We start from the raw sequence: 26,354 nt of genomic DNA on the forward strand, positions 1-26,354 counted from the left end.
GGCAAACTGACCCCGATCCTAACTGTCCTGCTTAAACTCCGTTCGCCGGGTACCTTCATACAGTTCGTATTCCAGCAGGCGGCAGTCCAGCTTACCGTTGTAGAATTCGATCTTGCGGCTGGCCTTAAGCCCGATGCGCTTGGCAAGGTCAGGGTTGCCGGTAAAGATGTAACCCGCATAGCCTTTGCACTCCTGTTTCATGAAATCGCCCATGCGCTTGTAGGTCGCTTCCAGTTTGCTGTGAACACCAAGGCGTTCGCCGTATTCCGGATTGAAAACCACCATGCCGCCTTCGCCCTGTGGTACTTCGGTACGCGCAAAGTCGCATGTTTCGAAGGTAATGAGGGTTTCTACCCCGGCTGTGCGGGCATTTCTCCGGCTTACATCGATGGCATCGTCAGATAAGTCGGTTGCAATGATTTTGAGATCGGGCAATTTGATTACCTGGTCTTTCAACAGGCGGCGCTCCTGGAAGAAGGCTTGCTCATCGTAGCCGATCAGGTGCATGAACGCATAATTCATGCGGAACAAACCCGGGCGGCGGTTAGTTGCGATGAGCGCGGCTTCGATTGCGAGCGTACCTGAACCGCACATCGGGTTTACGAATGGTGATTTCCGGTCCCATTTGCTTGCATAGATCACCCCCGAGGCCAGGGCCTCCAGCATGGGCGCTTTGCCGGGAATTTTCCGGTAACTGTGTTTGGCGAGGGTTTCGCCGGAAGTATCAACAAAAATCTCAGCCTCATCGTTTTTCCAATAGAGGTGAATGACAGCCTTGTTTGCCTCAGGCCCTGAGTTGGGGCGCATGCCCTTCTTTTCTTTGATGCGGTCGGCAATGGCGTCCTTGACTTTCAGGTTCGCAAAAAGCGGCGTATTGATTTGTGGGTTGTCAACGTTCGACGTAACCGAAAAATACCCTGAAAAGTCGATCAGCTCTTCCCATTCCATCTTCAGGACCTCCTGGTAAAGTGCGTCGGGGCCGCTGGCCTTGAACTGCCTGAGCGAGTAAAGAATCTGGCTGGCGCAGCGCAGGTTCAGGTTTAGCCTGATGCATTCAGTCAGGGTAATGTACAGCTCAACACCTGTTGAAAAACTGCGCACAATATCATAGCCGAGCTCCTGAACTTCGGTCTGCAGGTAAGGGGAGAGGCGTTTGTTGCAGGTAATGATTACCTTGCTTTTATTGTGGAAAACTTGAACCATATTCTTGGCGAAGTTATCAATAAAATTCAGGAGATTTGAAGTTTAGCGAATATACAGCAGCATTTAATATGGAAATCAAAGGAAAAGTGCACGAGGTAGGTGCAACGCAGCAGGTGAGCGAAACATTCAAGAAACGTGATTTGATCGTAGAATATGCAGAAAATCCAAGCTACCCTGAATACATCAGGTTCGAGGCGCTGCAAGACAAGACCGCACTGCTTGATCCCTTGAAGGCAGGTGATATGGTAGAGGTTCATTTCAACCTGCGCGGCCGTCCATGGACAGATAAAAGTGGTAAAACATCATACTTCAACAGCCTGGTGGTATGGCGCATCAATGCCGTTGCACCAAATGCACCGGCTCAGTCTTCACCTGAATATGCGCCGCCAATGGACGTGAACAACGCGCCTGGTGATGACGATGATCTTCCTTTCTAAAAAGACTTTTTTAAGCAAACAAATTTTAATATGAGGTGCCGGGCAATTGCCCGGCATTTTTTTTAGGAAACCTTTGTTTTTCAATGTGTTAAAAATTGTTAAAAAGCGGCTTGCAGTGGGCTCCCTTGGCTATTTTTGACAATACAGGATGAAGAAGAGAAATTTTTGGCTGATTACGGCGTTGATGACCGGTGCCCTCTTGGGGGTGTTCGTGATGCAGCTGTATTACATCAACGAAGCCTATCAGCTTAAGTCACAACTCTTTGCGCAGGAGGTAAAGCAGGTTTTGCATGCGGTGGCCAACAAGATCCAAAAGCGGAATGTCTATTTTCACGTAAACAAAAAAGACAGTGAGGCGCGGCAGAAGCGTAAATCTGAACTGAGAAAATTGTACATGGACCTGGCAGAGGTGCAGGGAAACTATAAGGCAAACGTGCAGCTGCGCAAGCTGAAACGCCAGAAGGAGATCGAGGCGGAAGTGGTCAAGAATGATAACCTGATCCAGAACAGCTACCTCCGGGCCACCATCATCAGCGAGGCTGAATACCGGTCCCTGTCTGCACCAACCGCCCAAACAGGGAACTCCCCGTTGCGTATTGGCCTGGTGGGGAACATCGATAAAGACGGTAACCTGATCAGTGGAGGCTTTTTTCCAACACTTGGGTCGCCAGACAGGAAATCCATACAATATACGTCAGACAACCTGCCCGACACGATCCGGTACCTGGTATATCACCCGCAGACCCTGCAGCCGCTTACCATTTCGTTACCAAAGGTTCCTGATGACCTGCGCAGGCGCTTCGAACGGGAGGACAATGCCGCCAGGAAAACATATGAAGAGGCCCTGGCCAAGTTCAATTCTGACTCGGCCAATACAGCATATAACAACCAGGCTATCGTTGAGGATGTGGTGAACGAACTCCAGCATAAAAACCTGGCACTGGCAGACCGCCTGCCCGCTATTGAGGTGATTGACAATTACCTGAAAGCGGAACTGATTAACCACAATATTCCGCTTCAGTACAATTTCATGGTAACGCCCGATGCGAAAGACTCGGTTGTGTACATGAAGACCGCCAACAACGTGGCGTCTTTCCTTCCGGCAAATACTTTCCACGCCAAGGTATTCAGCAACGACATGACGCGCGATCCGGGCCGGCTCTACATCAGTTTTCCAAATAAAAACACGCTGATCATGACCAATATGTGGGCAACGCTTGCCTCATCTGCTGCCCTGCTGCTGGTGCTTGTCTTTATTTTCAGTTATACCCTGTATGCCATCCTGAGGCAGAAAAAAATCTCTGAAATGAAGACAGACTTTATCAACAACATGACCCACGAGTTTAAAACGCCGGTGGCCACGATCATGATTGCCAGCGAAGCATTGCGGGATACCGAGGTTCAGGAAGACCGAAACCGCGTAAACCGGCTGGCAGGTATTATTTACGATGAGAACGTAAGGCTGGGTAACCACATTGAGCGTGTACTGAGCATTGCCCGCCTGGAAAAAAATGAATTGAACCTGGAGCGCAAGCCTGTAGACCTCAACGAGCTCATCACTGCCGTGATCGACAGCATGCAGTTGCAGCTTCAGAAAAAAAATGCGCTCGTCAACCTGTCGCTTGAAGCAAGCAATGCGGTGGTAACCGGCGATGAGCTGCACTTGTCGAACGTGCTGTACAACCTGGTAGACAATGCAAATAAATACAGCGCCGGAGCCCCGGAAATATCAATCAGAACGGCTCATGCCGGGAAAAACCTGCTGGTCGAGATTGCAGATAAAGGGATCGGCATGACCAAAGAGCAGACGAAACGCATTTTCGATCAGTTTTACCGTGTGCCTACGGGCAACCTCCACGATGTGAAGGGCTTTGGTTTGGGCCTGAATTACGTGCAGGATATTGTGAAACAGATGAACGGTACGATTAAAGTACAGTCTGAGAAAGACAAAGGCACGGGTTTTACAATTCTATTTAACACACACAAAAATTCCTGACTATGAAAAAGATCCTCCTGGTCGAAGATGACCCCAATCTTGGTCTGCTGCTGCAAGACTACCTGCAGCTGAAAGGAAAATTCGAAGTGGTGCTCTCAACAGACGGGGAGGAAGGCCTGAAGGCATTTACGCGCGAGGACTTCGACCTTTGTATCCTTGATGTGATGATGCCGAAAAAAGATGGTTTTACCCTGGGCAAAGAGATCAGAAAGATCAACCCTGATATTCCGATCATTTTTGCAACTGCAAAAGCCATGATGGAAGACAAGTCCCATGCCTACGATCTTGGCGGCGATGACTACATTACCAAACCTTTCCGGATCGAGGAACTGCTGCTGCGCATCAATGCGCTGCTGAAAAGGGTGTCACAGAAAGACCATAAGGAAATTCCCCAGGTGCAAAACCAGTTCAGAATCGGCGATTATGAATTTGACTATACAACGCAGGTCATTAACCGGCAGGGCAGTCAGCAGAAGCTGTCTACCAAAGAGGCCGAGCTGCTTCGCCTGCTGTGTCTGAAAAAAAACGCGGTACTCACCCGCGAAGAGGCCTTACTGAGCATCTGGCACGACGACAATTATTTCAATGGCCGCAGCATGGATGTCTTTCTGAGCAAACTGCGCAAGTACCTGCGCGAGGATCCGAAAGTCGAGATCATCAATGTGCACGGAAAAGGATATAAATTGCTTGAGAATGCCTAAGGCATGCAGAACGATTGCTCCCAGTTTGTGCAGGTTGAATTTGCCAGTGCGATTTGCAAACAGGCCACGTGCCAGCTTTTTCTGGTTTAAGCTTTTTGAGCTTGTCTGATCATGGTGTTTTAAAGGCGCTCCATCTTCAAGCTGATGGTTCTCAAACGTTGGCAACCTTTTCATTTTCCTGACACGCAAAAAAAATGCAGCCCGTTCGGGCTGCATGATCGCGTATATAATTGATATGTGTTCTTACAGGAGAGCTGCCTTGACAATAGGCTTGCCGTATTCGCCCCAGTCTTTCATTCCCGATTCAAGGGCTGCTTTAAGGCCCTTGTTGTCTACAGCCTTGACCTTTTTGGGTAGGGTCAGCACCAGGTCCTTTTCGGCAACGGCGGCGTCTGTAACCTTCGTAGCGAACCAGCTGGTATTGTCATGCGGGAGGGCCAGTCCGAGAATCATGCCCGGCAATCCGGTAAACGATTCGGGGCCCCCAGACACCGGGATCTGGTCGCAGTAAAATGCCACAACATATATAGAATCCATCACCAGCGCATTTGCCCGCCGGCAATCATAGCCGGCAATCTGGCGTGTTTCGTCTGTTATTTTCCAGTTGATCTTCCGTATGCTGTCCTTGACAAGGTATTGCTCTTCAAATATTTTTTTCAGCGAGGAACTGGTTCCTGTATTGAAGTCGGTCAGGATCAGGTTTTTCATGTTGATGCTGGGGTCCTCGCCAAAGAAACCATTGCCTTTCGAATCATCGTCTGAAGCGATCGGGCTGAAAAGGCTCTGCGCCTTCGAAAAACTGAGCTTCGTTTTGAATGTCTTGAACTGGGGCTGTGTACGTTTGTACTGGTCAAACGCCTGTTGCATAAAGCTTTCATTGTCTTTGTTGATCCTGGCTTTGATCTTGGCATACATGTTTACTTTTTTCTCGAACTCAATCGTCCCCTCAGAAACAAATCGCGCATTTTGAGCCTGAAGCTGTGTTGCTGCCAGTAGCATCATGCTGCCTATAGCCGCTATTTTTTTTAGGTATGTCATTTTACTTGCCTCCCATTTTATTGAAATCCCAGATCACCGAAAACAGAAAGTACCGGCGAATGGTGGTGTAACTATTTTGGATAATCAGGTTGTTGCTTGCGCGCCGGTCAAAACCAATGTTCTGGTTTAGCAGGTCGTTCCCGGAAAGGACAATGGCCAGGTTTTCTTGCTTGAAAAATTTCTTGGTCAGGCTTGCATTGAGCAGCAGCCTTTCAAAGTCTTCATTGAAGGACTGGGTGCGGGCGCGGTAGTTGTAATTTGCATCTGAGCCGATCTCGATTTTGCCCGGAAGGTATACCCTGAACGATGCTTGTCCGTTTGCGCTCCAGCCATTGTTGTTAACATCCGGTTGCAGTGATGATTCGCTGGTATTGTACTGCGGGCCCGCTTCTAAGCGGAAATTGTATTTTTTCGGCTTGTATTGCGAAAAGCTCAGGTTACCGGAATAGCTGTAATTCCTGGTACGATTCAGGGCATTGTTGGTCATGTTGTAAAACGTATTGCCATTTAAATAAAAGTTCATGCCCACGTCCAGATCTACTTTTTTGATTTTTTTACCCACATATCCGCCTCCGTAAAAATTCGAGTTGTTTTCCCCGCTCAGGTTAAACGACTGGAAGGTGCTGGCTCCTCTTTGGTCGGTTACGGTATTCATCACAATCGGATCGATGGTAAACGAATACCCGCCATAAATGTTGATGTATTGATTACCCAGGATCTTGTATGAGTTGTAGTTGCCGCTGAAGGAATTTGTGAAAGACGGTTCCAGATCGGGGTTGCCAAGCACCTGGTTAAGGGGATCGGTGTTTTCGCGGATCGGCTGAATCTGGTTGATGCTTGGCTGAGTATTGTTGCCGTTATAACTGATCCTGAATGATTTTTGCGAAGACATTTTATAGGTAAACCGGGCCTGAGGGTTCCAGTTGGTAAAGTTGCGGTTATACGCCTTGCCGGTAAAGAGATCGCTTTGTTCAAACTTTACATCGGTTACCCTGGTGCCGAAACTCAGGTTGGTTTTTCCTTTATTGTAATTGATATTCGCCCCTACCTGGTTGGCCACCTGGTTCAATTCAAAGTTGTTACTGAAGGTACTGTCAAGCACATTGTATGCCCCGCCTTCTCCCTGGTTGTAGGAACGCCGGTCTGAAGTGCCGTTGTTCAGGTTCAGACCGTAATTTAAAACCAGGGCTGTAGACTTGGTAATCGGTTCCGTGTAGGTGATGTTTGAGTTGAACACGTTCGATCTGATGGAGCCTATCTTGTTTTGGTTAATTGTACTGTCTTTGACACCGTCTTCATCATGAAACCTGGTATGTGAATTCAAAAAGCCATTGGTTTCAGTCTGTGAAAGGCGTTCTGTCAGGTTTACAGACATGGTACGGCCTTTCTTTTTGAAGCGTTTTGTTAAAAGCAGTGCAGCACCGAATTGTTTATCGTCGGCTGAGCTTGTGAGATTCCTGGTGTTCTCATTCAGCAGCGAACTGCCATTGTAGCTTCTCGACAAATTGTCGCTTTCTGAATCTGAATTTTTAAGCGTCCCGTCTGCATTGATGGTCAGGCTGGTGGTCGAGTCTATTTTAAGGGTGTACTTCGCATCGGCCTTTTGCCTGAAAATACGGTTGTCAAAATTTTCATCGCTCGTTGTATTCAGCACCCGGTCGGGCAGGTTGTTCTGGGTAATGTTGTTTCGGTTGCCTCTTACACTGAGCGAACCAAGCTTATAATTGGCATTGATCGACTGTTTGTCTTCGTCCCACTTGTTGTCAAAGTGCAGGCCCCCGGTTCTGGCCAGCGGAATGCCCTGTCCGCCGTACCGGCCGTCCCAGCCTTCCAGCTCATCGTCGCCACCGCCGCCGAAGATCATGATCCCGCCGTCATCTGTAAATTCCATGTTGCCCGCACCGCCGCTGTACTTGTTACTGTCTTCCCAGCCAAGGCCGGTTTTACCGGTGTTGCCGAGCGTGCCATAGGCCGAGAACTTCTTTTTTCCCTTGAAGTAGTTGAACATACCTTGGGCCTGGTAGAACTCCCCGGTTCCCGCGCCGCCATCCAACTTGCCAAAATAGCCTTGTTTTTTATCTTCTTTCAGTTTGATATTGAGTGTTTTCGCTTTCTCGCCATCATCTATACCTGTAAAAGCGGCCTGGTCGCTGGTTTTGTCGAACAGTTGCACTTTGTCTACCATGTCGGCACGCAGGTTTTTCGTAACCAGGGTGGGGTCATCACCAAAAAACTCCTCGCCGTCTACCAGCACCTTACTTACCGTTTGCCCCTGGGCCGTGATCTTCCCGTCCTTGTCTACCTGTATGCCCGGAAATTGTCTGATCAGGTCTTCGACCTTGGCATTCGCGTCCACTTTGAAACTGGCCGCGTTGAACTCAGTTGTGTCGCCTTTGATGGTTATAGCATTCGAACCTTTAATAATAACATCTGCAAGCAGTTTTGCTTTCAGTGTCATGTTGATCCGTTTAAAATCGATTTCTTTACGCGCTGAGTCGAGGTGGAAAAAATCGACGTAATCCGCGTACTTAGGATATGTTACCAACAGGATGTACTTTCCCTGCTGCAGGTTCGGCAAGGCAAAACTGCCATCGGCCGCCGTGCGGGTAAATTTGTACAGGGTGCTGTCTTTGGCGCGAAGAATGCTGACCGACGAGTTGGCCAGTTTCACACTGGAGGCGGTGTCGATCACGTTTCCCCTGATCTGGTAGGGGGACTGTGCCTGTGCGGTTGTAAAAAAAAGCAACAGCAAGCCCAGCAACGGGAAGAGTTTTCTCATAAAAGCGGTTTGTTTAGCAATAAAACTAAAAAATTAGTTTTTGCAATGATACGTGAAAGCGGGCTGAAAAACAATCGCGTAACGGAAATTTAACAATCGATAACATCTTTTAACAATTGTTACATACCGATACATGCGGCGGGTTGATCAATAATCAAAAATCAGGAAAGAACAGTGGCGCCTTGTTTGAATTTTGCTACATTAGATTACCTTAATAATATAAACCCCAATGAACCGAAACTCATTCGAGCAACTGAGAAAAACCTCCGGACTGGCATGTTTTGCCGGTCTGTTGCTTCTGGCCTTTACCGGATGCCAGAGCGGAACAAAAAAACAAACAACGGCAGATACCAGCGAGGCCGACAGCAGCGGGCTGCAGCCTGCACAGTTCAGCAAGACGTTACACGGCAAGCAAACCGCTATGTACACCCTCGAAAACGGGAAGGGGATGAAGGCCATCTTCACCAATTACGGCGGTCGCCTTGTGGGCCTGTGGGTGCCGGATAAAGATGGGAACCTGCGCGATGTCGTCATCGGCATGAGCAGCGTAGACGATTATGAGAAAGCCAGTGAACCCTATTTCGGTGCAACCATTGGCCGTTATGGAAACCGCCTGGCAAAAGGCAAATTCCTCATCGACGGGCAGACCTATACTGTGCCGATCAATAATGGAGAAAACGCCCTGCATGGAGGTAAAAAAGGATTTCAGTATGTGGTGTGGGATGCTGAGCAGCCAGACAAAAAAACACTGGTACTGCGCTACCTTTCGAAAGACGGCGAAGAGGGCTTTCCGGGAAATCTCCAGGCCAAAGTTACCTACACGCTGACCGATGATAATGCCATTAAAATGGATTACGAGGCTACGACCGACAAGGCGACTCCGGTTAACCTGACCAATCATGCCTTTTTTAACCTGAACGGCGAAGGCAGCGGTACCATTCTGGACCATACAGTTATGATCAATGCCGATGGTTATTTACCGGTCGATGGGGGTCTGATCCCAACAGGAAAGATCGAAACGGTAGCAGGCACACCCTTCGATTTCAGAAAAGAAACGGCGATCGGCTCCCGCATCAATGTGACCAACGAGCAATTGAAGAACGGCGGCGGCTATGACCACAATTTCGTGTTGAAAAAAGACAAAAAAATGAGTCTGGCGGCACGGGTAACCGGTAACCTGAGCGGGATCGTCATGGAAATCCATACCGAGGAACCGGGTCTGCAGTTTTACAGCGGCAACTTCATGCAAAGTAAAAACACCATGAAAAACGGTTCTAAAGACGATTACCGGACAGCCTTTGCCATGGAAACGCAGCACTTCCCCGATTCACCAAACCAGCCATCGTTTCCGAACACCATTCTGAAGCCGGGTGAAATCTATAAAACCTCTTCAGTTTATACGTTCAGCAAGTAGCAGGAACGTGGCAAAGAGAAAGCCCGCATCGTTTTTACGGTGCGGGCTTTTTGTTTATGCTGATCATATCAGGCCGTATTGCGGCCGGCATTCACAATTCCATAAACTGTTCTGACGGCAAGTTTTTCGAAAACCGCATCGACCGAATCTGCAGGTGCCTGCCTGATCTTTTCCAAAGCATAATGCTGAATAAGTACAAGCGGCAGCACGATCCGCTCACGTACGGCGATCGATTTTTTATCTACCGGATAATTTGCCATCAGGCTTTCAAGTCCGGATAACTTCAGCAGCATGGCTTTCGACAATTCATATTCCTCATAAAGCTGCTTCCAGAAGGTCCCGAATTCTTTGTCATCGGCCAGGTGGGCTGTAATGCTGAAATCAGCCTTACTCATCGACATCATGCAATTGTCAATGATGGTTTTGAAATATCCGGACTCCTGGTATGTTCTGGATACTTTTTCCCATTCGCCTGCGTTTTCGCGATTTTTTAATGCGGTGCCGATGCCATAAAAGCCGGGAATGTTCTGCTTGAGCTGGCTCCAGGAGTTAACAAAACTGATGGCCCGAAGGTCCTCGAGCCTGAGCTCTCGCCCCTTGTTGCGTTTTACGGGGCGGCTGCTGATGTTGATCTTGGAAAGCAACCGGAGCGGGGAAAAGTTTTCAAGATAAGGCAAAAACTGTGGATGCTGGCGCAGGGCTACAAAGGCTTCGTAACTTTCTGATGCCATGGCCGCGACCACTTCGCTGTGCTCTTTGTCTAACAAAACATTGTGTTTTTCCTTGATGCCCGAAGATATGCCGGCGTTGATGAGCTGTTCGATGTTGAACTCTGCACTGTCTACCGAGCCATATTGCGAGCTGATGGTCTGGCCCTGTATGGTAAGCTGGATGTTTTTATTGGCAATTTCACGGCCCATAGACGCATAAAAGCGGTGTGTTTTTCCGCCACCGCGTGCCGGTGGTCCGCCGCGGCCGTCAAAAAAGGCAAGCTGAATGTTGTGCCGGGCAGATACAGCTGTCAGTTCGGTTTTCGCTTTAAAGATCGACCAGTTGGCCATCAGGTAACCGCCGTCTTTTGTGCTGTCTGAAAAGCCGAGCATGATGTCCTGCTTGTTGCCCCGGCTAGCCAGGTGTTTTTGGTAAACGGGATGGGTATACAGCGTCTCCATCACTTCGGCCGCAACTTCCAGGTCTTTGACGGTTTCGAACAGCGGCACAAAATCCATGGTCAGGTTGCTCAGGCTCCAGCCATTCCAGAGGAATAGTTCCATGAGCTGCAGAATGTCGCTGGCCTGCTGGCAATTGCTGATAATGAACCGGTCGCAGGCATTCACACCATTATTTTTCTGAATGCTTCTGATTTCTTCTATCGTTTGGAGTGCATCTTGCACGAGATCATCGCCCTGCTCTGCAAAGTTGATGCGTGCTTCCTTGAAAGAGATGAGGCCTATCTTCTCGCTTTCGCTCAGTTCATCATAATTTGCCGGATACAGCGAGTTGATGGGTTTGTTCTGGCGGCAGAAGGCATGCACATCGCGCAGTACCCGGCTGTCCTGCCGGATATCCAGCGAAGCGAAGTAACAGCCAAAAAGGTCCACTTTCCGGATCAGGTTGTTGACCGGCTCCAGGAAAAGCCCGCCATGGTCGTTGATCAGGGTCTCCCGGATCTTATTCAGGTTTTCGAGCAGGAATGCAGAAATATCCTCGCCCTCAATCGAATTGTCAAAGGCGTTGTTGTATAAAACTTCCTGCAGTACGTTGATCGTATCTTCAACGCCCCTGAAGGTTATGCGGCGTTTCAGGTTCCTGAAATCGCGGTAATAACACCTGAACAGGATTTGCCGCAGCATGCGTGCCACCTCGATCGTGGTTCGCGCATGGACGTTCGGATTGCCGTCGCGGTCGCCGCCCGGCCAGAAGCCCAATTCGACGATCTTGTTGCTTTCCAGGTTAAACTCATTGAAGATCTGGTCGGTCTCTGTCTGGATATTGGCAGCAGCAAAGTAAAATACGTTTTCCAGGTACCAGGCCAGGCTGAGTGCCTCATGCACAGGTGTTACTTCATTTTTATTGAAAAAAGGCGTTTTTCCCAGCTGCTGAAGCAGGGTGTTGATCTCGGTCAGGTTGTTCGTTTTGATTGCTTCGGTGAGGTCGGTAATAATGGCCAGCACCGTGCCCGGATAAAACTGCGTAGGGTGGGCAGTCAGCACCAGGCGAAGCGAAAAGTCGTTGATCAGTTTCTGGAAACGTTCGTGCAGGGCCGGATGTTCAGCACTGCGCTGCAGCAGCGCTTTGAGCGAGGTCTGCTCATCTGGCGTATGCAGTTTGCTGAAAGAAGCGTCCTCAACGGCATCAAACAAAACGACCTGGCGCTCAATATATTGGATAAACCTGAATAGAAGGTCGTGGATATCTTTCGTTTCTGCTCCCGGCGTGTATTTTTCGAAAAAACCTTCAATGATCTCTGCCGGCCGCTGTTTTTCCTTCACGCCTTCTTCGCAACTCTTAAAAAACAAGGGCAACAGGGTACCTGTATCTTTTACTTTGTAGAAGGGGAGGGTCAGAAACAAGCTGTTGTACAACTCGAATCTGGATATCACCTCCGCGTTAAAAACGGACTCTCGCTGTCCGGCGGTTCGGAATTTCGGCATCATTATTCTTTGGTTTCGGTATTTGTGGCCGTAATACTACCAAAAAATCAGGACATTACCGGACTGGGGCCGGCAAAATTATTTTGAAAGTTTATGGAAAATCCGTAACTTAGACTATCTATTCGGCTAGCGATAGCCGCTAGGTTTACATACAAGCAGCTCTAAGAGCTGATTGTATTAATTGTTAATTTTTTGGGATAAAATAGCCGCTGCATTCGTGTAGCGGCTATTTTGTTTAATGGCACTGTTCTTAGTGAACATCTGCCGGAATATTTGTGTTCTTTTTGAATTTCTGCAGGTACAACAATGGGATGCTCAGCAGCATGATCAGACCTGCTACCCAGTAGGCGTCATTATAGGTCAGCAAGAGCGTTTGTTTAATTACCGTACCTTCCATGGCCTTCAGTGCCATCATCTTAGCGTCAAATAATGAAGCCCCTTTGGCCATAAAACCTTTGATCATCATATTGAACCGGTCGGTAAAGGCCGGGTTGTTTTCATTTACATGAACCAGCAGGTTGCTGCGGTGAAAGCCCTGCCGCACGTGGATAAGTGTGGTCAGCGAAGCAATACCGAATGAGCCGCCCAATTGGCGCATCATGTTGTTCAGTCCCGAGCCCTGTCCAACCTCGGCGCCCTTGAGGTCCTGGATGGCCAGCGTGGTGAGCGGAACAAACAGCAGCGCCATGCCGACACCCCTGATCACCAGCGGAAGAAAAAAATCGCCGGTGCCCGAAGCCAGGGTCGAATTGCTAAGCATGGTACAAAAAACAAAGAAAAGCAGCATGCCCAGGGTGGCCATAAACTGTGCCGGCACCCCCTTCTTGAGCATAATGCCAATAAACGGCATCATGGCAATGGTACAAAGGCCACCCGGAAACAGCAGTTCGCCGGTTTGAAGGGGCGAAAAGCCGAGCAGGTTCTGACAGAAAATCGGGAATACGAATACCGAACCATACAGCCCAAACCCGAGCACGAAAGAGGTGAACATACCTACCGAAAAACTGCGGTGACGCATGATCTTGAAGTTTACGACCGGGTGGTCGGTACTCAGCTCGCGCCAGATGAACAACAGGATGCCGATGACAGACAGGGCAGACAACACGATAATATAAGGTGCGGCAAACCAGTCTTCACTTTCTCCTTTTTCCAGTACGGTTTGCAGGCTGCCTATGGCTACGGCCAGCAGGAGGATGCCCCACCAGTCTACCGGCATGCCCTTGCCTTCTTTTGGCGTGGACCTGACAAAGGCATAGGTGCAGTACGCGGCCAGAATGCCTACCGGGATGTTGACATAAAAGATCCATGGCCAGGAACTGATTTCCAGGATATAGCCGCCAATGGTGGGGCCAACTGTAGGCCCGACAACTGCGCCCAAACCAAAGAGCGCCGTTGCAATGCCGACATCTTCGCGCGGCCAGGTCTCAAGCAGAATGGCCTGTGCAGTCGAAATCAGACCGCCGCCGGCAACACCCTGAAGAATGCGGAACAAGATCAGCTCTTCGAGCGTCGTCGCATTTCCGCACAGAAAAGAGGCGATCGTAAACATGATGATCGAGGCCAGGAAGTAATTTTTACGACCAAACCGCGAACCAAGCCAGCCCGACATGGGCAGAACGATCACGTTGGCAACCGCATAACCTGTAGATAACCAGGCAACATCCTCGAGCGTCGCGCCCAGGTTTCCCTGGATCTGCGGCAGCGCTACGTTGACAATTGTCGTATCGATCAGTTCCAGGAGCGATGCGGTAATCACCGTAAAAGTGATCACCCATTTTTTTAAACCTTGTTCGGCCATTGTCTACGATTTAACAGACACAGACACCTTTACGCTCATGCCCGGGCGCAGTTTGCTGAGTACTTCTTTCGATGCTTTCAGTTTGATCTTTACAGGCACGCGCTGCACAACTTTAACAAAGTTGCCGGTTGCGTTATCCGGAGGAAGAAGTGAACCTTTGGCGCCAGTAATCGGCGAAAAATTATACACTTCGCCAGTTACCTTCAGGTCCGGATAGGCATCGACATTCACATCGACCGGCAGCCCGGGCCTGAGCTGTTCCAGCTGCGTTTCTTTGAAATTGGCTGTTACATAAATGCTGTTTGTACTGACGATCGAGAACAAGGTCTGTCCGGCCTGCACCAATTGCCCTTTTTGTATGGTCTTCTTGCCAACAATGCCCGACGCCGGGGCGGCAATATCTGTATAAGAGAGTTGAAGTTGCGCAAAATCAACATCTGCCTGGCGCTGGCTTACACCGGTATTGCTGACAGCCAGTTGCGAACGCGTGGCACCGACCTGTTTAACAGCCACGTTATATTGGTCTACAGCTGCTGTATAAGCGGCACGGGCGCTTTCCTGCTGCGCTTTGGCCTGGTCAAACTGCTGCTGTGTAACAGAGCCGTCCTTGACCAGGTTGGCATAACGCTGGTAATCTTTATCAGCAAGGTTCAGTTTTACACGGGCAGCTTCGATGTTGGCACGTGCGGTGCTGGTCGTAGCTGCGGTTGCCGCGATCTGCGACTGCGTAACGTCTACGCCTGCGGTTGCGCCCTGCTGCCCGGCCCTGGCCAGCTCCAGTTTAACTTTATAATCGCTGTCATCCAGTTTCACCATTAGCTGGCCTTCTTTTACGGCGGTGTTTTCTTCAAAACGGATCTCTTTCACATAACCACCAACGCGTGCCACCACCGGACTGATGTCGCCGTCAATCTGTGCGTCGTCGGTGTCGACATGTTTGCTGTAGTAAATATATTCCTTGATGCCAAAGACGGCACCGATGATCAGGAGTACGCCCAGGATGATGGGAACGACCTTGTTCTTTTTTTTCTTCTCAGTTGTCATGATATGCTGGTGATTTATTGGGCTATTTTTCCGGTTGATTTCAATAAGGTGTAATAAGCGAGTCCTGCATCGGCTTTGGCCAGCTCCAGGTCAATTCGCGCCTGGTAAAGCAGGGTCTCGGCATCGATCCGGTCTATGGCAGAGGCTACATTGTTTTTGTATTTCGATGCCAGCAACCGGTCATTCTCTTCGGCCTGCGCAATTGAGGCCCGGAGCACCTGGATCTTATTTACCGCAACCTGGTAATTCTGGTAGTTTTTATTGATCTCTTTCTTTACCTCATCGGTCAGGATATCTTTTTCGATCAGGGTGCGCTGCTGGCGAATCTGCGCATCGGCAACTTTATTCCGGTTTGTCCACAGGCTGCCAATATTCCAGGAAAGCGTGGCACCGAGCGTAACGGGTACGATAAACTGGTGTACCGGCGGAATGAAACTGCCGCTCGGATTGATATAGTAGAGGTTTGCGCCTACACCGAGTGCCGGTAATGTATTTGCTTTCACTGATCTGACGTTCAGACCTGCTACCTTGTTCTGCAAGTCAAGCTGCCTGAGTTCCTGCCGGCTGGTCAAGGCCATATCCAGGTACGTATCGAGCGGTGCTGCCGCCTGCAGGGCAAGCCCGGTTTCAGGGAGACTGACTTCGGTGTTTTCAGGAATACCCAACAGCACATCGAGGTCATAATTGATCACTTTTCGGTTGCTTTCAATCTGCAGTGCGGTCAGTGATACGTTGGCCTGCTGCAGCTGAAAACGCAGCACGTCGTTCTTGGTTACAATTCCCTGTTCAAAGAAACGCTGGGCCTGCTTAAGCTGGCCGGCTATGGACTCCAGGTTCTGCGCTACCACCTTTTTGCTCTGCAACACTTTGTAAAGGGCGTAATAGGTATTAATGACTGCATAACTGACTTCTTCGCGATTTTTGTCTGCATCCAGGCGGGCAACATCTGTGAGCAGGCGGGTAGACTCTTCAGCAAACTTCAGCCTGCCGCCGCCATAAATGACCTCCTCCACACTCGCGGTTCCGACAAAGGCATCTGCGCGCCGGGGCAGGTAAAGCGGGTTTGCATCGCCTATTTTAAGCTGGTTGGTCGGAATTTCGGCATGGTTGTACATAAAAGCCGCCTTGGCGGCCGGCAGCATGTCGTCTTTCACCGATCTGAGCCTGGTAACGGCTTCTTCAATCTTGCTTTCAGAAAGCTTCAGGTTTTTGCTGTTCTGAATGCCCAGCGCAATCGCTTCCTGCAGGTTCAGGCTCCGCATCTGCTGGCCAAACAGCAATGCGGGGAACAGCATCAGGCCGGAAACGGCCCGGAAAAATACATGTTTCATTTTTTGGGTTCTAAGAATGTCTGCGCGAGTTCTTTCAGGTGGTTAATGAGCCGTTCTTTAAGAATATCCCGGTCTTTCGGATTGCTGATATCGAGCGTATTACCGGTCACTTTTCCGGGAGACGAAGCGACGTTGCTGATGGTTCCCATAATGGTGGCAATCAGCATGCGCACATCGACCGGCCTGAAATCTCCGCTTTCGATGCCGGCAGTTACAATGTGCTCGAATACCTCCAGGTTGGTGCTGATGGCCCCCTTTATTTTTTCATACATTTCCGGCCGCTGCGCCAGCGAAAGTTCGCGGTGCATCATTTTGTGGAAGGAAGTGTTTAAAAAAATGCGTTCTGCGTAACCTTCAATCACTTTCTTCAGCTTTTCCATAGGCGAAATCCGGTCTTCGTCAATGACCGTCAGCTGCGCGCCAAAAGCTTTGATGCGCTCAGTCATGATCTCAACAAAAACACCTTCCTTAGACCCGAAATAATAATTGATCATGGCCATGTTGGCGCCCGCTTCCCGTGCGATGCTGCGTGTCGATGTTCCCTCATAACCCAATTCACAAAACAATTTTTCTGCAGCCCTGAGAATGCTGGTTCGCTTATCCATCTGATATCTCGTTTAAAACGGGGGCAAAACTAATCAAACGATTGATTAAGACAAAATGTTTTTTTTGCTGTTTGACAGTCCTGTGATAAATTCATGAAGCTTATCTTAGAAGCCTCAACCCCTGCTTATGAAATGCTTGCAAATTTTGCTCACCTGTATATCGTTTTTCATATGCCTTCCCGGTGCCGAAGCTGCCCGCACAGACAGCAGCTGGGTCAGGATCAACTTGCTTGGTTACCGGCCGGCTGGTATAAAAGTTGCCGTTTGGGTAGGTAAAGGCGAATCGTTTCCGCGCAATTTTGAGGTCGTTGAAAAGGGATCTGGCAAGGTGGCATATGCCGCAACGGCCCGGCCTTTTGGCAAATATGGGCCTTTTAGTCAAACTGCCCGCCTGGATTTCAGTGGCCTGAAAAAGCCCGGCAGGTACCTGGTTCGTGCAGGGGGTGCAACATCTCCCGAGGTCATCATTGCTGATGATGTTTACCGGGGAAGTGCCGATTTCTGCCTGCGGTACATGCGCCAGCAACGCTGCGGGTTCAACCCGTTTTTGAAAGACAGCTGCCATACGCGGGATGGCTTTGCGCTGTACGCGCGCAGCGCAGGCCTGAAAGACAGTGCACATGTAGACGCCACAGGCGGCTGGCACGACGCAAGTGACTATCTTCAATACAGTACCACTTCGGCAAACGCCGCGGCACACTTGCTGCTCGCCTACCGGGACTTTCCGCAGGCATTCGGCGATACCAAACAGGCCAACGGACTCGAGGGTGCGAACGGCAGGCCTGATGTGCTCGACGAAGCCAAATGGGGCCTGGACTGGCTGCTCAAGATGCATCCATCGCGCAAACTGATGTTTAACCAGGTTGCCGACGACCGCGACCACCTCAGCATGCGCATTCCGAAAATGGACAGCCAGTATGGCAAGGGCTTTGAGCGCCCAGTCTATTTTATAGACGGTGAGGTGCAGCAGCGCGGAAAACTGCTCAATGCCACGACCGGAACAAGTTCTACAGCGGCCAAGCTGTCTTCGGCTTTCTTCCTGGGCGCCGGCATATTCAAGGCGATTGACCGGGCTTATGCGGCTTTGCTGAGCAAGCGTTCTGCGAGCGCGTATGCCTTCGCAGAACGTAAGCCCGGCGTAACGCAAACCGTTTCCGTCAAATCGCCCTACATCTATGCTGAAGAGAACTGGACGGACGATATGGAACTGGCCTCGGCTTTACGTGCCAGGGGCAGGCGCGATCTTGATGTTTCCCGCGGCTATGCAGGAAATGAGCCCGTAACGCCCTGGCTGCTTCGCGACACGGCAGCCCATTACCAGTATTATCCTTTTCTGAACCTGGGCCACCGGGAACTGGCAAAGCGCCTGGATAGCACTGGCCGCAGGGAGCCCCTGGGTTATTACCGCAGTGGTATCGACGCCGTCTGGAGCCGGGCAAAAGGAAACGCTTTTTTTCGCGGCGTACCTTTTATCTGGTGCAGCAATAACCTGACAGTGGCTTTTGCCATGCAATGTATGTGGTACCGGCAGCTCAGCGCCGACCACCAGTTTGCAGAACTTGAGCAGGCCAACATTGACTGGCTGCTGGGCTGCAACCCCTGGGGAACGAGCATGGTGTTTGGCCTGCCGCAATGGGGAGACACTCCTGTCGACCCGCATTCGGCTTTTACGCACCTTAAAAATTACCCGGTTGATGGCGGACTGGTAGACGGCCCGGTTTATACCAGCATTTACAAAAACCTGATCGGCATTGCGCTGACACATGAAGACAGTTACGCCGCTTTTCAAAGTGACATGGCGGTGTACCACGATGATTACGGCGACTACAGTACCAATGAGCCGACCATGGACGGTACAGCCTCGCTGATCTACCTGCTGGCCTCACAGGAGACCGGTTCGCCGGCAAAGCCAGCGGCTGCAACCAGGCATGCAGGGGCTATTATCCGCGGCGACCGCAGTCAGAAAAAGATTGCACTGGTCTTTACCGCCGATCAGTATGCCGACGGTGCGCCGGTCATACTTCCCGCACTGCGAAGCAGCAGGGTACAGGCCTCGTTCTTCCTGACCGGAAATTTTTACCGCAATCCGGAATTTAGGGGTTTAATCAGGCAAATGAAACAGGACGGGCACTATCTTGGTGCCCATTCTGACCAGCACCTTCTGTATTGTGACTGGAACAAGCGCGACAGCACGCTGCTTACCAGGCAGACCTTTCTGGATGACCTTGACGCCAATTACGCTGCCATGCGTACCTTCGGGATTGACAGGAAACATGCGCCGTATTTCCTGCCTCCTTACGAGTGGTACAATGAGGAGATCAGCCGATGGACGAGTCAGGCAGGACTGCAGCTAGTCAATTTCAGCCCCGGCACTCGGTCAAATGCAGACTACACCTGGCCTGCACCAGGCACGACCTACCTGGCTAATGATGAAATTGAGGCCTCGATCAAAGCGGTCGCCCAAAGAGCGCCCGACGGCCTTAATGGTTTCATGCTGCTCCTGCACCTGGGTACAGATGCGCGCCGCACCGAGAAATTTTATGGTCGTGTAGCACCATTGCTGCAGTATTTGCAGGAGGCAGGCTATGAATTTGTGCGGATCGACGAATTGCCGGGACTTAAAAATGAGGCCAGCGTTTCTGACAAATAATTTTTACATTTGCAGGCAAATACAAGACGAACATGAGCACGCAAGAAAATAAAAACAACTTTGACTGGGTTTACTATGTGATGGGTCTTCTCTTTGGCCTTGTAACCGGAATCATTGTAACCGGAAGTTTTGGTTATGCCGTTTTGGGTGCCCTGCTTGGTTTCCTGACCGGCGGCCTGTTCCTGAACGTCCTTGTCAAAGGAAGAACATACTAATTGTTTTTGCGGCAGGCCACCAGGCACAGCCATGCTGCCGCTCCACTTCTTTTTCTTAATGTTCGCATGAAACGATTGTTCCTGATCCTGTTCATCAGCGCCAGCGCCCTGTTCGCCTCAGCCCAGGAGACGAAATTCCCGATCCTAGATTCGAGCCCGGCTGATATTCTTTATTATCCGCTGAATGTTGCAAAAGACAAATCTACGGAGGCGACTCCCGTTGTCCGAGTCATTTATTCACGTCCGCAGAAGAAGGGCCGCGAAATTTTTGGTGTACTCGAGCAGTTCGGAAATGTGTGGCGGGCCGGCGCAAATGAAAGCACGGAGATCCGGTTTTATAAAAGTGTAAAACTAAACGGAAAGAAAATCAGCAAGGGCAATTACAGCCTGTTTGTTATTCCGCAAAAGGACAAATGGACCATTATCATTAACCGGCAGACCGACAAATGGGGTGCGTTTAGCTATGATGCATCTAAAGACGTGCTGCGCACGGATGTAAATATCCGCAAAAGCGCAAAAGTGATCCAGGCTTTGTCCATGACTTTCGAAGACACCGCCAGCGGTGCAAATCTCGTCATTGGCTGGGACGACACCATTGTCGCCGTCCCGTTCAGCTTCAAGAAATAAACGCCGTTTGTTACATATTCCTGCCGGGGCAGACCGGTCAGCGCTAACAGGCACACGCTGGTGTGCAGTGTGTGGTTTAGTGTCCGCCGGCGAAAAACTTCAGCCCCACAATAGACAAAATCAATGTACTCAGAAAAAACAGCCGCAGAAAATTGGTGGGTTCGTTGAAAAAGATCATGCCCACGGCAACCGTACCTACAGCACCAATGCCGGTCCATACGGCATAAGCTGTTCCCATTGGCAATGTTTGGGTGGCCTTATTTAACAGCCACATGCTCAGGGTAACCGACACGAGAAAACCAGCCGTCCACACAGGTTTTTTGAAGTTTTCTGACAGGCTCAGGCAGGTCGTAAAACCAATTTCGAACAGGCCTGCGATAATAAGATAAATCCAGCTCATGGTATTTTTTTGCCAAAGGTAAGTCAGCAGGCCCGCACAGGAATTTACATTTGTTAAAAAATCAGCGCACTTCGGCGCGGATGCGGCTAACCGTTACCGGGCTTACCCCCAGGTAAGAGGCAATGTGCCCCAAAGGCATGCGCCGCAGCAGCTCAGGAGTGTCGGCGATCAGTTCAAGGTAACGTTCTTTGGCTGTTTTAAACTGTCTGCAAATAAAACGCTCTTCGGTTTTGACCAGCTCCTTTTCTGCAAATTTCCTTCCCCAGTTGGCAATTTCCAGATCATTGCGGTACAGGTTCTGAAGCTGGTGATGGTTGAGGCGGTAAAGAACCGCATCTTCCAGCAATTCGATATTTTCGTAGCCCGGTTTGCGGTAGATATAACTGTTAAAGGACAGCATGACATCGCCTTCCTTGCCAAACCAGATGTTGATCTGCTGGTTCTCGCCATTTACATAGGCCCGGGCCAGGCCTGTTTCGATAAAATACAGGTATTGTTCCACTTTGCCCGCTTCAATGAGCAGTGAGGCGCGCGTCTGTTCCATGCGCGTCAACAAACCGGTGAACCGGTTCAGCGCCGGTTCGCCGAGCGTGTAGATCTGTTGTATGGCTGCTATCGTCGTTTTCAAAACATGCGTATGCTGGTCAGGAAATGATTGGTCGAGTCGAAAAAAGCCGGCCATGGGCATGCCGGATTTGTCTAAGCTGCAGGCCGTGGAACGATGGCCACTGTAAGCCGGCTAATGCAATTCATTTTACCGCGTTCGTCAACTATCCTGATATCCCAGACATGGGTTTTTGCGCCGCGGTGTACCATCTTGCAAACGCCTCTGACCAGGCCGCTTTTCACGGGCCTGAGGTGGTTCGCGTTGATCTCCAGGCCGACCGCCATGTATTTATCTGTATCAATGCAAAGGGTCGACGCCACACTTCCGAGTGTTTCGGCGAGCACTGCAGAGGCGCCGCCATGCAGGATGCCTGCGGGTTGCCGGGTGCGGTCATCGACCGGCATGGTGGCTTCCAATTCATCTTCCCCGGCGCGCGTAAACCTGATATCCAGCAGTCCGCCCAAGTGGTTTGCCGGCCTGCTGTTCAGCATGTCGATGGTAAAAGGCTTAAACCAGATCATGCAGGCTGCTCGTTAATGTACCTTGATTCAAGCACCTGCATGTGGTGATTAACATGTCCGGCAATCACGTAAAGTAAAGCCCGGGCAGTAATGCTGCGGCCATCGGCCATATAGCCGCGGCGGTCCAGCTGCGCAGGGGTAATTGAGTGGAAAAAATGCAGGTTTGCCTGCCTCAGCAACACGAATTCGCCTACAAGATCCTCAAGTTCCCTGTCGGCAAAACCGGCAAAACGCACGTAGTCGTCTTCCTCGAAACCCGGCAGTGGGGTTTGGTCGTTGCGAACAAATGTCGTTAACCGGTATGCCAGGATGCGTTCAGTATCGATCATATGACCGAGCAGTTCCTTGATGGTCCATTTTCCCGGCGCATAGGCGAAATTTGCAAGCTCCGGGTAACGCAGCAGCGTGCCGGTTAATGCGGTAACTTGGTTTTCCAGGTCTTCAAACAGGTCTCCGGTTACTTTTTCAATGTAAGTGCCTCCCCAGGAAGCATATTCATCAGGCTGTGGTCGGTTCATATTTCAAACTGCTTTTAAGAATGATCCTGAAAGTGGTGCCTTTGCCCAGCTCAGAATCTTTGACAAAGATCTGTCCGCTGTGGTAATTTTCTACCATGCGCCGGGTAAGCGAAAGGCCAAGGCCCCAGCCGCGTTTGCGTGTGGTATAACCCGGCTGGAAAACGGCGTCGAATTTGGAGCGTGGAATACCTTTGCCCGTGTCGTGCACATCGATGAAGACCTGTTCTTTTGCCAGGTTTTCAATGATCTCTATGGTAATATTTCCATCGTTTTCAATGGCGTTGGCTGCGTTTTTCAACAGGTTCTCAAGTACCCAGTCAAACAGCGGAACGTTCAGCATGGCCCGGACCTGTTCATCGCCGGTTACCCGGAATTTGATTTTGTCTGATGTTCTGACCTTAAAATATTCGACGAAATTCCTGACCACGATGAATACGGTATGGTCATCGAGGATGGGTTTGGAGCCAATTTTTGAAAAACGGTCTGTAACAACTTCCAGCCGCTGAATATCGTTTTCCATTTCCAGGAACAGCTGGTCATCTTCCGAACCGAAGCGGGATTTAATGATCTCCATCCAGGCCATCAGCGAAGAAATGGGGGTTCCCAACTGGTGGGCCGTCTCTTTGGCCAGGCCTACCCAGACCTGATCCTGTTCCAGTTTGCGTGCCGAGCTGAAGGCCACGTAGGCGGCAAGCAGGAAGACTGCGACCACCGCTAATTGGATGTACGGAAAATAACGGAGCTGCGTCAGGATAAAGGAATCCTTGTAATAAACCTTGTATTCAGTGCCATACAGGCCGGCTATGGGGATGGGCCGGTGCTGCTTTTTCATCGTAGCCAGCTGGTTCTGAAAATAAATGGAATCGGCAATGGCTTTTGGCGAATCGTCCAGTTTGATGTGCCGTTTGGTCGTGTCAAGGTTGTTGACCGCAATGATGGCATCTTCCATGTCGGTAAGGATAACCGGTACGGTGCTGCTCTTGTTGATCATGTCGATGATCTCGGTATACCGGTTATCATCGTACAGTTCGAAACGTTTTTCGGCCGCTTTCACCCATAATTGAAACTGCACGCGCTCTTCCCGCTCCATTTTCTTGACAAAGAAATCAGTGTAGAACACCGAGGCTGTGCCGATAACCAGGGCAAAGATGAGCAGGAAAAATTTTCTGCGCCGCTTCTGTTGATATGGATTCATAGAATGAACGGCCAAAATACAAATTCGCTTTCATATCCGGCAGGAACGGGAGCAAACCACATGAAAAACCTATCTTTGCCACCAGGACAGGGGGCGGAAACGCCTTCTGCTGTCTTTCAGAACCTTTTGTCAGTATGGATCAAAAAATACGCGTGCGATTTGCGCCAAGCCCAACCGGAGGCCTGCACCTTGGCGGTGTGCGGACGGCTCTTTTCAACTACCTGTTTGCCCGCAAGAACAACGGAACCTTTATTCTGCGGGTAGAAGATACCGATCAGACCCGCTTCGTTGACGGTGCAGAAGCTTACATCAACGCCTGCCTGAGCTGGTGCGGCATTGAGCCCGACGAAAGTCCGCTGCGCGGCGGGCCCCATGCACCCTATCGCCAAAGCGAGCGAAAGGTGACGTACAGGGCCTTTGCCGAACAGCTGGTCGATGAAGGTTTTGCCTATTACGCTTTTGACACGCCTGAAGAACTCGACGCTCGACGCAAAGAAACGCCGAACTTCCAGTATGGCCAGGCTACGCGCCTTTCGCTGCGCAATTCCCTGGTCATGACCCCGCACGAGGTAAGTCAGCTGTTGCAGGAGGGAGTGCCGCACGTGATCCGGATCAAGGTCCCTGAGGATGAAAATGTTTATTTTAATGACCTGATTCGCGGCGATGTGAATTTTGACACCTCGATCGTTGATGACAAAGTACTGCTGAAGGCCGATGGAATGCCTACTTACCACCTGGCTGTCGTGGTCGATGACAAAGCAATGGAAATCTCACATGTTTTCAGGGGTGAGGAATGGCTGCCTTCAGCACCTGTGCACATCCTGCTGTGGAAATACCTGGGCTGGGAGGCCAGTATGCCGAAATGGGCACACCTGCCGCTCATTCTTAAACCGGACGGCAACGGCAAGCTCAGCAAACGCGACGGAGACCGGCTTGGTTTTCCGGTATATGCCATGAATTGGATAGACCCTAAAACCGGAACGCTTACAGAAGGTTTTCGCGAGCGCGGGTTTTTGCCTGATGCATTTGTAAACATGCTGGCCCTGCTGGGCTGGAATGACGGCACCGACCGGGAACTGTTTAGCCTTGACGAACTGGTCGAGGCTTTTGACCCTGAGCGGATCAGTAAGGCCGGCGCCAAATTTGATTTCGAAAAAGCAAAATGGTTCAACCACGAGTGGATAAAGAACCTCGACAGCGCAGCACTTGCCACCCTGGTCAGACCCGTACTGGCCGATTCGGGGATCATGGCAGAAGATGAGGCCTACCTGCAGCAGGTTATTGACCTGGTTAAAGAACGTTGTACACTGCTGGCCGATTTCAGCAGCCAGGCTGCGTATTTTTTCAGACAACCGGCAGACTACGACCTGGCCGCCGTGAAAGGAAAATGGAGCCCTGAAAAATCTGCCTTTTTTGAAAGCTTTGCTGCCGGCTTTGCTGCCGGCAATGATGCAGCTGCAGTAGAGGCTGGGTTTAAACAATTGGCCGAGAGCAGTGGTTTCAAGCCCGGAGAGCTCATGCTGCCCCTGCGGGTCATGCTCGTGGGCGGTAAATTTGGCCCGGGTGTTTTTGATATCGCGCTGCTTCTGGGAACTGAGGAAGTGCAGAAACGCATTAGCAAAGCGCTCAGCGTTTTCAACAGCTAGGTGCTTCTCTTAAGATTGGCAAAACAATTGTGCTAAGACCGGGTATTTCCTAAAATTTAAACTATGAAATGGTTCGGCAAAGGCAGCGATAACGTTGAAGATGGCAGAAGTGGCGGGGGCACCATACTTGGCGGGGGCATCGGCATTGTTGTCGTGATCCTCGGCTTGATCTTTGGAAAAGATTTTACGGGTCTGGTTAGCCAGATTCCAGGTACAGAACAGGGAACGGTGAAGCAGGGTGTGCCACAGAACGACACGCAGGCGCAATTCGTTTCTGGGGTGCTGGCTTCGACCGAACAGGTATGGGATGCGCAGTTCCGTGAAATGGGCAGGCAGTATGAACATCCGCGGCTGCGGTTGTTCAAGAACCAGGTTCAGTCGGCCTGTGGCGGCGCATCGGCCGCGGTGGGACCTTTCTACTGTCCGGGCGACCAAAAAGTATACATTGACCTTTCGTTTTATGATGAGTTGCGTGACCGGTTCGGTGCCGGCGGCGACTTTGCGCAGGCTTATGTCATTGCCCATGAGGTAGGTCACCATGTGCAAAACCTGCTTGGCATTTCAGACAAACTTCAGCAGGCGCGCGGCCGGCTGAGCGAAACCGAGTATAACCGTCTTTCTGTCAAGCTTGAACTCCAGGCTGATTTCCTGGCCGGACTCTGGGCGCACCACGCACAGAACCTGAAAGAATTCCAGCTTGAGGCGGGCGACCTGGAAGAGGCGCTGACGGCAGCCAATGCCATTGGCGATGACCGGCTTCAAAAGCAGGCACAGGGCGAAGTCGTTCCTGATGCCTTTACGCACGGAACCTCGCAACAACGAATGTACTGGTTCAAAAAGGGTTTTGATACCGGCGATTTCAGGCAAGGCGATACCTTCAATGCCGCCGGACTTTAAAAGTAACCGGTTTTCATACCGGTGTTTAACCGCATAAATCAAACAACTATTGAATAATCGGCTTAAAATGTTTTTCTT

At 50.5% G+C, this 26,354-nt stretch carries 22 protein-coding genes; 9 read left to right on the forward strand and 13 right to left on the reverse strand.

Annotated features, from left to right (window positions below):
- Positions 1 to 18: 18 nt before the first annotated feature.
- Positions 19 to 1,203 (reverse strand): THUMP domain-containing class I SAM-dependent RNA methyltransferase, encoded by a 1,185-nt coding sequence (locus C7T94_RS03165; RefSeq protein WP_107213558.1) that lies wholly within the window; start codon positions 1,201 to 1,203, stop codon positions 19 to 21.
- 68 nt (positions 1,204 to 1,271) lie between these two features.
- Between C7T94_RS03165 and C7T94_RS03170 the strand changes: the two genes are divergently transcribed.
- The 3 genes from C7T94_RS03170 (at position 1,272) to C7T94_RS03180 (ending at position 4,337) form a co-directional block, all read left to right on the forward strand.
- The gene (locus tag C7T94_RS03170) at positions 1,272 to 1,640 is read left to right on the forward strand and encodes a DUF3127 domain-containing protein (protein WP_107213560.1); all 369 of its coding nucleotides are present in this window, start codon (positions 1,272 to 1,274) and stop codon (positions 1,638 to 1,640) included.
- A 148-nt stretch (positions 1,641 to 1,788) separates the two neighbouring features.
- Complete coding sequence (locus tag C7T94_RS03175) at positions 1,789 to 3,636, forward strand: sensor histidine kinase (RefSeq protein WP_107213561.1); 1,848 nt, start codon at positions 1,789 to 1,791, stop codon at positions 3,634 to 3,636.
- A gap of 2 nt (positions 3,637 to 3,638) precedes the next feature.
- A complete protein-coding gene (locus tag C7T94_RS03180; RefSeq protein ID WP_107213563.1) occupies positions 3,639 to 4,337 on the forward strand; it encodes a response regulator transcription factor in 699 nt (232 codons plus the stop codon).
- Between the two features lie 243 nt (positions 4,338 to 4,580).
- On the opposite strand, the gene C7T94_RS03185 is transcribed toward C7T94_RS03180, so the two are convergent.
- Both C7T94_RS03185 and C7T94_RS03190 read right to left on the reverse strand, forming a co-directional pair.
- Positions 4,581 to 5,375 carry a GLPGLI family protein gene (locus C7T94_RS03185; protein ID WP_107213564.1) on the reverse strand — a complete coding sequence of 265 codons (795 nt, stop codon included), beginning with the start codon at positions 5,373 to 5,375 and terminating at the stop codon, positions 4,581 to 4,583.
- A gap of 1 nt (position 5,376) precedes the next feature.
- A complete protein-coding gene (locus tag C7T94_RS03190) occupies positions 5,377 to 8,154 on the reverse strand; it encodes an outer membrane beta-barrel family protein (protein ID WP_107213566.1) in 2,778 nt (925 codons plus the stop codon).
- A gap of 229 nt (positions 8,155 to 8,383) precedes the next feature.
- Between C7T94_RS03190 and C7T94_RS03195 the strand changes: the two genes are divergently transcribed.
- Entirely contained in the window at positions 8,384 to 9,568 is a 1,185-nt protein-coding gene (locus C7T94_RS03195) for an aldose epimerase family protein (RefSeq protein WP_107213568.1), read from the forward strand.
- 68 nt (positions 9,569 to 9,636) lie between these two features.
- Here C7T94_RS03195 and C7T94_RS03200 read toward each other — a convergent pair whose 3' ends face one another.
- From C7T94_RS03200 to C7T94_RS03220, 5 genes are all read right to left on the reverse strand, one after another.
- Complete coding sequence (locus C7T94_RS03200) at positions 9,637 to 12,225, reverse strand: phosphoenolpyruvate carboxylase (RefSeq protein WP_107213570.1); 2,589 nt, start codon at positions 12,223 to 12,225, stop codon at positions 9,637 to 9,639.
- Between the two features lie 247 nt (positions 12,226 to 12,472).
- A complete protein-coding gene (locus C7T94_RS03205; RefSeq protein ID WP_107213572.1) occupies positions 12,473 to 14,020 on the reverse strand; it encodes a DHA2 family efflux MFS transporter permease subunit in 1,548 nt (515 codons plus the stop codon).
- Positions 14,021 to 14,023: 3 nt separating this feature from the next.
- Positions 14,024 to 15,064 (reverse strand): HlyD family secretion protein, encoded by a 1,041-nt coding sequence (locus tag C7T94_RS03210; RefSeq protein ID WP_107213574.1) that lies wholly within the window; start codon positions 15,062 to 15,064, stop codon positions 14,024 to 14,026.
- Between the two features lie 14 nt (positions 15,065 to 15,078).
- Positions 15,079 to 16,395: a TolC family protein gene (locus tag C7T94_RS03215; RefSeq protein WP_107213577.1), complete on the reverse strand. Its 1,317-nt coding sequence runs from the start codon at positions 16,393 to 16,395 to the stop codon at positions 15,079 to 15,081.
- The gene (locus C7T94_RS03220) at positions 16,392 to 17,000 is read right to left on the reverse strand and encodes a TetR/AcrR family transcriptional regulator (RefSeq protein WP_107213579.1); all 609 of its coding nucleotides are present in this window, start codon (positions 16,998 to 17,000) and stop codon (positions 16,392 to 16,394) included. Before C7T94_RS03220 ends, C7T94_RS03215 begins: the two co-directional genes overlap by 4 nt.
- A 127-nt stretch (positions 17,001 to 17,127) precedes the next feature.
- Between C7T94_RS03220 and C7T94_RS03225 the strand changes: the two genes are divergently transcribed.
- The 3 genes from C7T94_RS03225 (at position 17,128) to C7T94_RS03235 (ending at position 20,492) form a co-directional block, all read left to right on the forward strand.
- Entirely contained in the window at positions 17,128 to 19,650 is a 2,523-nt protein-coding gene (locus C7T94_RS03225) for a glycoside hydrolase family 9 protein (RefSeq protein WP_107213581.1), read from the forward strand.
- 32 nt (positions 19,651 to 19,682) lie between these two features.
- Positions 19,683 to 19,865: a hypothetical protein gene (locus C7T94_RS03230; protein WP_107213583.1), complete on the forward strand. Its 183-nt coding sequence runs from the start codon at positions 19,683 to 19,685 to the stop codon at positions 19,863 to 19,865.
- Between the two features lie 66 nt (positions 19,866 to 19,931).
- Positions 19,932 to 20,492 carry a DUF2911 domain-containing protein gene (locus C7T94_RS03235; protein ID WP_107214647.1) on the forward strand — a complete coding sequence of 187 codons (561 nt, stop codon included), beginning with the start codon at positions 19,932 to 19,934 and terminating at the stop codon, positions 20,490 to 20,492.
- 76 nt (positions 20,493 to 20,568) lie between these two features.
- Here the strand turns inward: C7T94_RS03235 and C7T94_RS03240 are convergent, their stop codons facing one another.
- From C7T94_RS03240 to C7T94_RS03260, 5 genes are all read right to left on the reverse strand, one after another.
- Positions 20,569 to 20,892, reverse strand: coding sequence for a DMT family transporter (locus C7T94_RS03240; RefSeq protein WP_107213585.1), 324 nt, complete (start codon positions 20,890 to 20,892; stop codon positions 20,569 to 20,571).
- Positions 20,893 to 20,953: 61 nt separating this feature from the next.
- Positions 20,954 to 21,574 carry a Crp/Fnr family transcriptional regulator gene (locus tag C7T94_RS03245; protein WP_204353200.1) on the reverse strand — a complete coding sequence of 207 codons (621 nt, stop codon included), beginning with the start codon at positions 21,572 to 21,574 and terminating at the stop codon, positions 20,954 to 20,956.
- Between the two features lie 17 nt (positions 21,575 to 21,591).
- The gene (locus tag C7T94_RS03250) at positions 21,592 to 22,020 is read right to left on the reverse strand and encodes a hotdog fold thioesterase (protein WP_107213587.1); all 429 of its coding nucleotides are present in this window, start codon (positions 22,018 to 22,020) and stop codon (positions 21,592 to 21,594) included.
- Entirely contained in the window at positions 22,017 to 22,538 is a 522-nt protein-coding gene (locus C7T94_RS03255) for a DinB family protein (RefSeq protein WP_107213589.1), read from the reverse strand. Before C7T94_RS03255 ends, C7T94_RS03250 begins: the two co-directional genes overlap by 4 nt.
- Positions 22,519 to 23,733: a sensor histidine kinase gene (locus C7T94_RS03260; RefSeq protein WP_107213591.1), complete on the reverse strand. Its 1,215-nt coding sequence runs from the start codon at positions 23,731 to 23,733 to the stop codon at positions 22,519 to 22,521. The genes C7T94_RS03255 and C7T94_RS03260 overlap by 20 nt, the downstream gene beginning before the upstream one ends.
- Before the next feature lie 134 nt (positions 23,734 to 23,867).
- On the opposite strand from C7T94_RS03260, the gene gltX reads away from it, so the two are divergent.
- A complete protein-coding gene (gene gltX, locus C7T94_RS03265) occupies positions 23,868 to 25,379 on the forward strand; it encodes a glutamate--tRNA ligase (RefSeq protein WP_107213593.1) in 1,512 nt (503 codons plus the stop codon).
- 63 nt (positions 25,380 to 25,442) lie between these two features.
- Positions 25,443 to 26,276, forward strand: coding sequence for a KPN_02809 family neutral zinc metallopeptidase (ypfJ, locus tag C7T94_RS03270; protein ID WP_107213595.1), 834 nt, complete (start codon positions 25,443 to 25,445; stop codon positions 26,274 to 26,276).
- Positions 26,277 to 26,354: the final 78 nt, after the last annotated feature.

It is taken from the genome of Pedobacter yulinensis (genome assembly GCF_003029735.1).
Lineage (GTDB): Bacteria > Bacteroidota > Bacteroidia > Sphingobacteriales > Sphingobacteriaceae > Pedobacter > Pedobacter yulinensis.

What these genes read in the sequence shown, in the direction of transcription:
- gltX (WP_107213593.1), top strand. Translation starts at nt 23,868, where the DNA reads ATGGATCAAAAAATACGCGTGCGATTTGCGCCAAGCCCAACCGGAGGC.
- C7T94_RS03215 (WP_107213577.1), bottom strand. Translation starts at nt 16,395, where the DNA reads ATGAAACATGTATTTTTCCGGGCCGTTTCCGGCCTGATGCTGTTCCCC.
- C7T94_RS03175 (WP_107213561.1), top strand. Translation starts at nt 1,789, where the DNA reads ATGAAGAAGAGAAATTTTTGGCTGATTACGGCGTTGATGACCGGTGCC.
- C7T94_RS03235 (WP_107214647.1), top strand. Translation starts at nt 19,932, where the DNA reads ATGAAACGATTGTTCCTGATCCTGTTCATCAGCGCCAGCGCCCTGTTC.
- C7T94_RS03180 (WP_107213563.1), top strand. Translation starts at nt 3,639, where the DNA reads ATGAAAAAGATCCTCCTGGTCGAAGATGACCCCAATCTTGGTCTGCTG.
- C7T94_RS03245 (WP_204353200.1), bottom strand. Translation starts at nt 21,574, where the DNA reads ATGGCCGGCTTTTTTCGACTCGACCAATCATTTCCTGACCAGCATACG.
- C7T94_RS03190 (WP_107213566.1), bottom strand. Translation starts at nt 8,154, where the DNA reads ATGAGAAAACTCTTCCCGTTGCTGGGCTTGCTGTTGCTTTTTTTTACA.
- C7T94_RS03185 (WP_107213564.1), bottom strand. Translation starts at nt 5,375, where the DNA reads ATGACATACCTAAAAAAAATAGCGGCTATAGGCAGCATGATGCTACTG.
- C7T94_RS03195 (WP_107213568.1), top strand. Translation starts at nt 8,384, where the DNA reads ATGAACCGAAACTCATTCGAGCAACTGAGAAAAACCTCCGGACTGGCA.
- C7T94_RS03230 (WP_107213583.1), top strand. Translation starts at nt 19,683, where the DNA reads ATGAGCACGCAAGAAAATAAAAACAACTTTGACTGGGTTTACTATGTG.
- C7T94_RS03250 (WP_107213587.1), bottom strand. Translation starts at nt 22,020, where the DNA reads ATGATCTGGTTTAAGCCTTTTACCATCGACATGCTGAACAGCAGGCCG.
- C7T94_RS03260 (WP_107213591.1), bottom strand. Translation starts at nt 23,733, where the DNA reads ATGAATCCATATCAACAGAAGCGGCGCAGAAAATTTTTCCTGCTCATC.
- C7T94_RS03240 (WP_107213585.1), bottom strand. Translation starts at nt 20,892, where the DNA reads ATGAGCTGGATTTATCTTATTATCGCAGGCCTGTTCGAAATTGGTTTT.
- C7T94_RS03200 (WP_107213570.1), bottom strand. Translation starts at nt 12,225, where the DNA reads ATGATGCCGAAATTCCGAACCGCCGGACAGCGAGAGTCCGTTTTTAAC.
- C7T94_RS03210 (WP_107213574.1), bottom strand. Translation starts at nt 15,064, where the DNA reads ATGACAACTGAGAAGAAAAAAAAGAACAAGGTCGTTCCCATCATCCTG.
- C7T94_RS03255 (WP_107213589.1), bottom strand. Translation starts at nt 22,538, where the DNA reads ATGAACCGACCACAGCCTGATGAATATGCTTCCTGGGGAGGCACTTAC.
- ypfJ (WP_107213595.1), top strand. Translation starts at nt 25,443, where the DNA reads ATGAAATGGTTCGGCAAAGGCAGCGATAACGTTGAAGATGGCAGAAGT.
- C7T94_RS03170 (WP_107213560.1), top strand. Translation starts at nt 1,272, where the DNA reads ATGGAAATCAAAGGAAAAGTGCACGAGGTAGGTGCAACGCAGCAGGTG.
- C7T94_RS03225 (WP_107213581.1), top strand. Translation starts at nt 17,128, where the DNA reads ATGAAATGCTTGCAAATTTTGCTCACCTGTATATCGTTTTTCATATGC.
- C7T94_RS03220 (WP_107213579.1), bottom strand. Translation starts at nt 17,000, where the DNA reads ATGGATAAGCGAACCAGCATTCTCAGGGCTGCAGAAAAATTGTTTTGT.
- C7T94_RS03205 (WP_107213572.1), bottom strand. Translation starts at nt 14,020, where the DNA reads ATGGCCGAACAAGGTTTAAAAAAATGGGTGATCACTTTTACGGTGATT.
- C7T94_RS03165 (WP_107213558.1), bottom strand. Translation starts at nt 1,203, where the DNA reads ATGGTTCAAGTTTTCCACAATAAAAGCAAGGTAATCATTACCTGCAAC.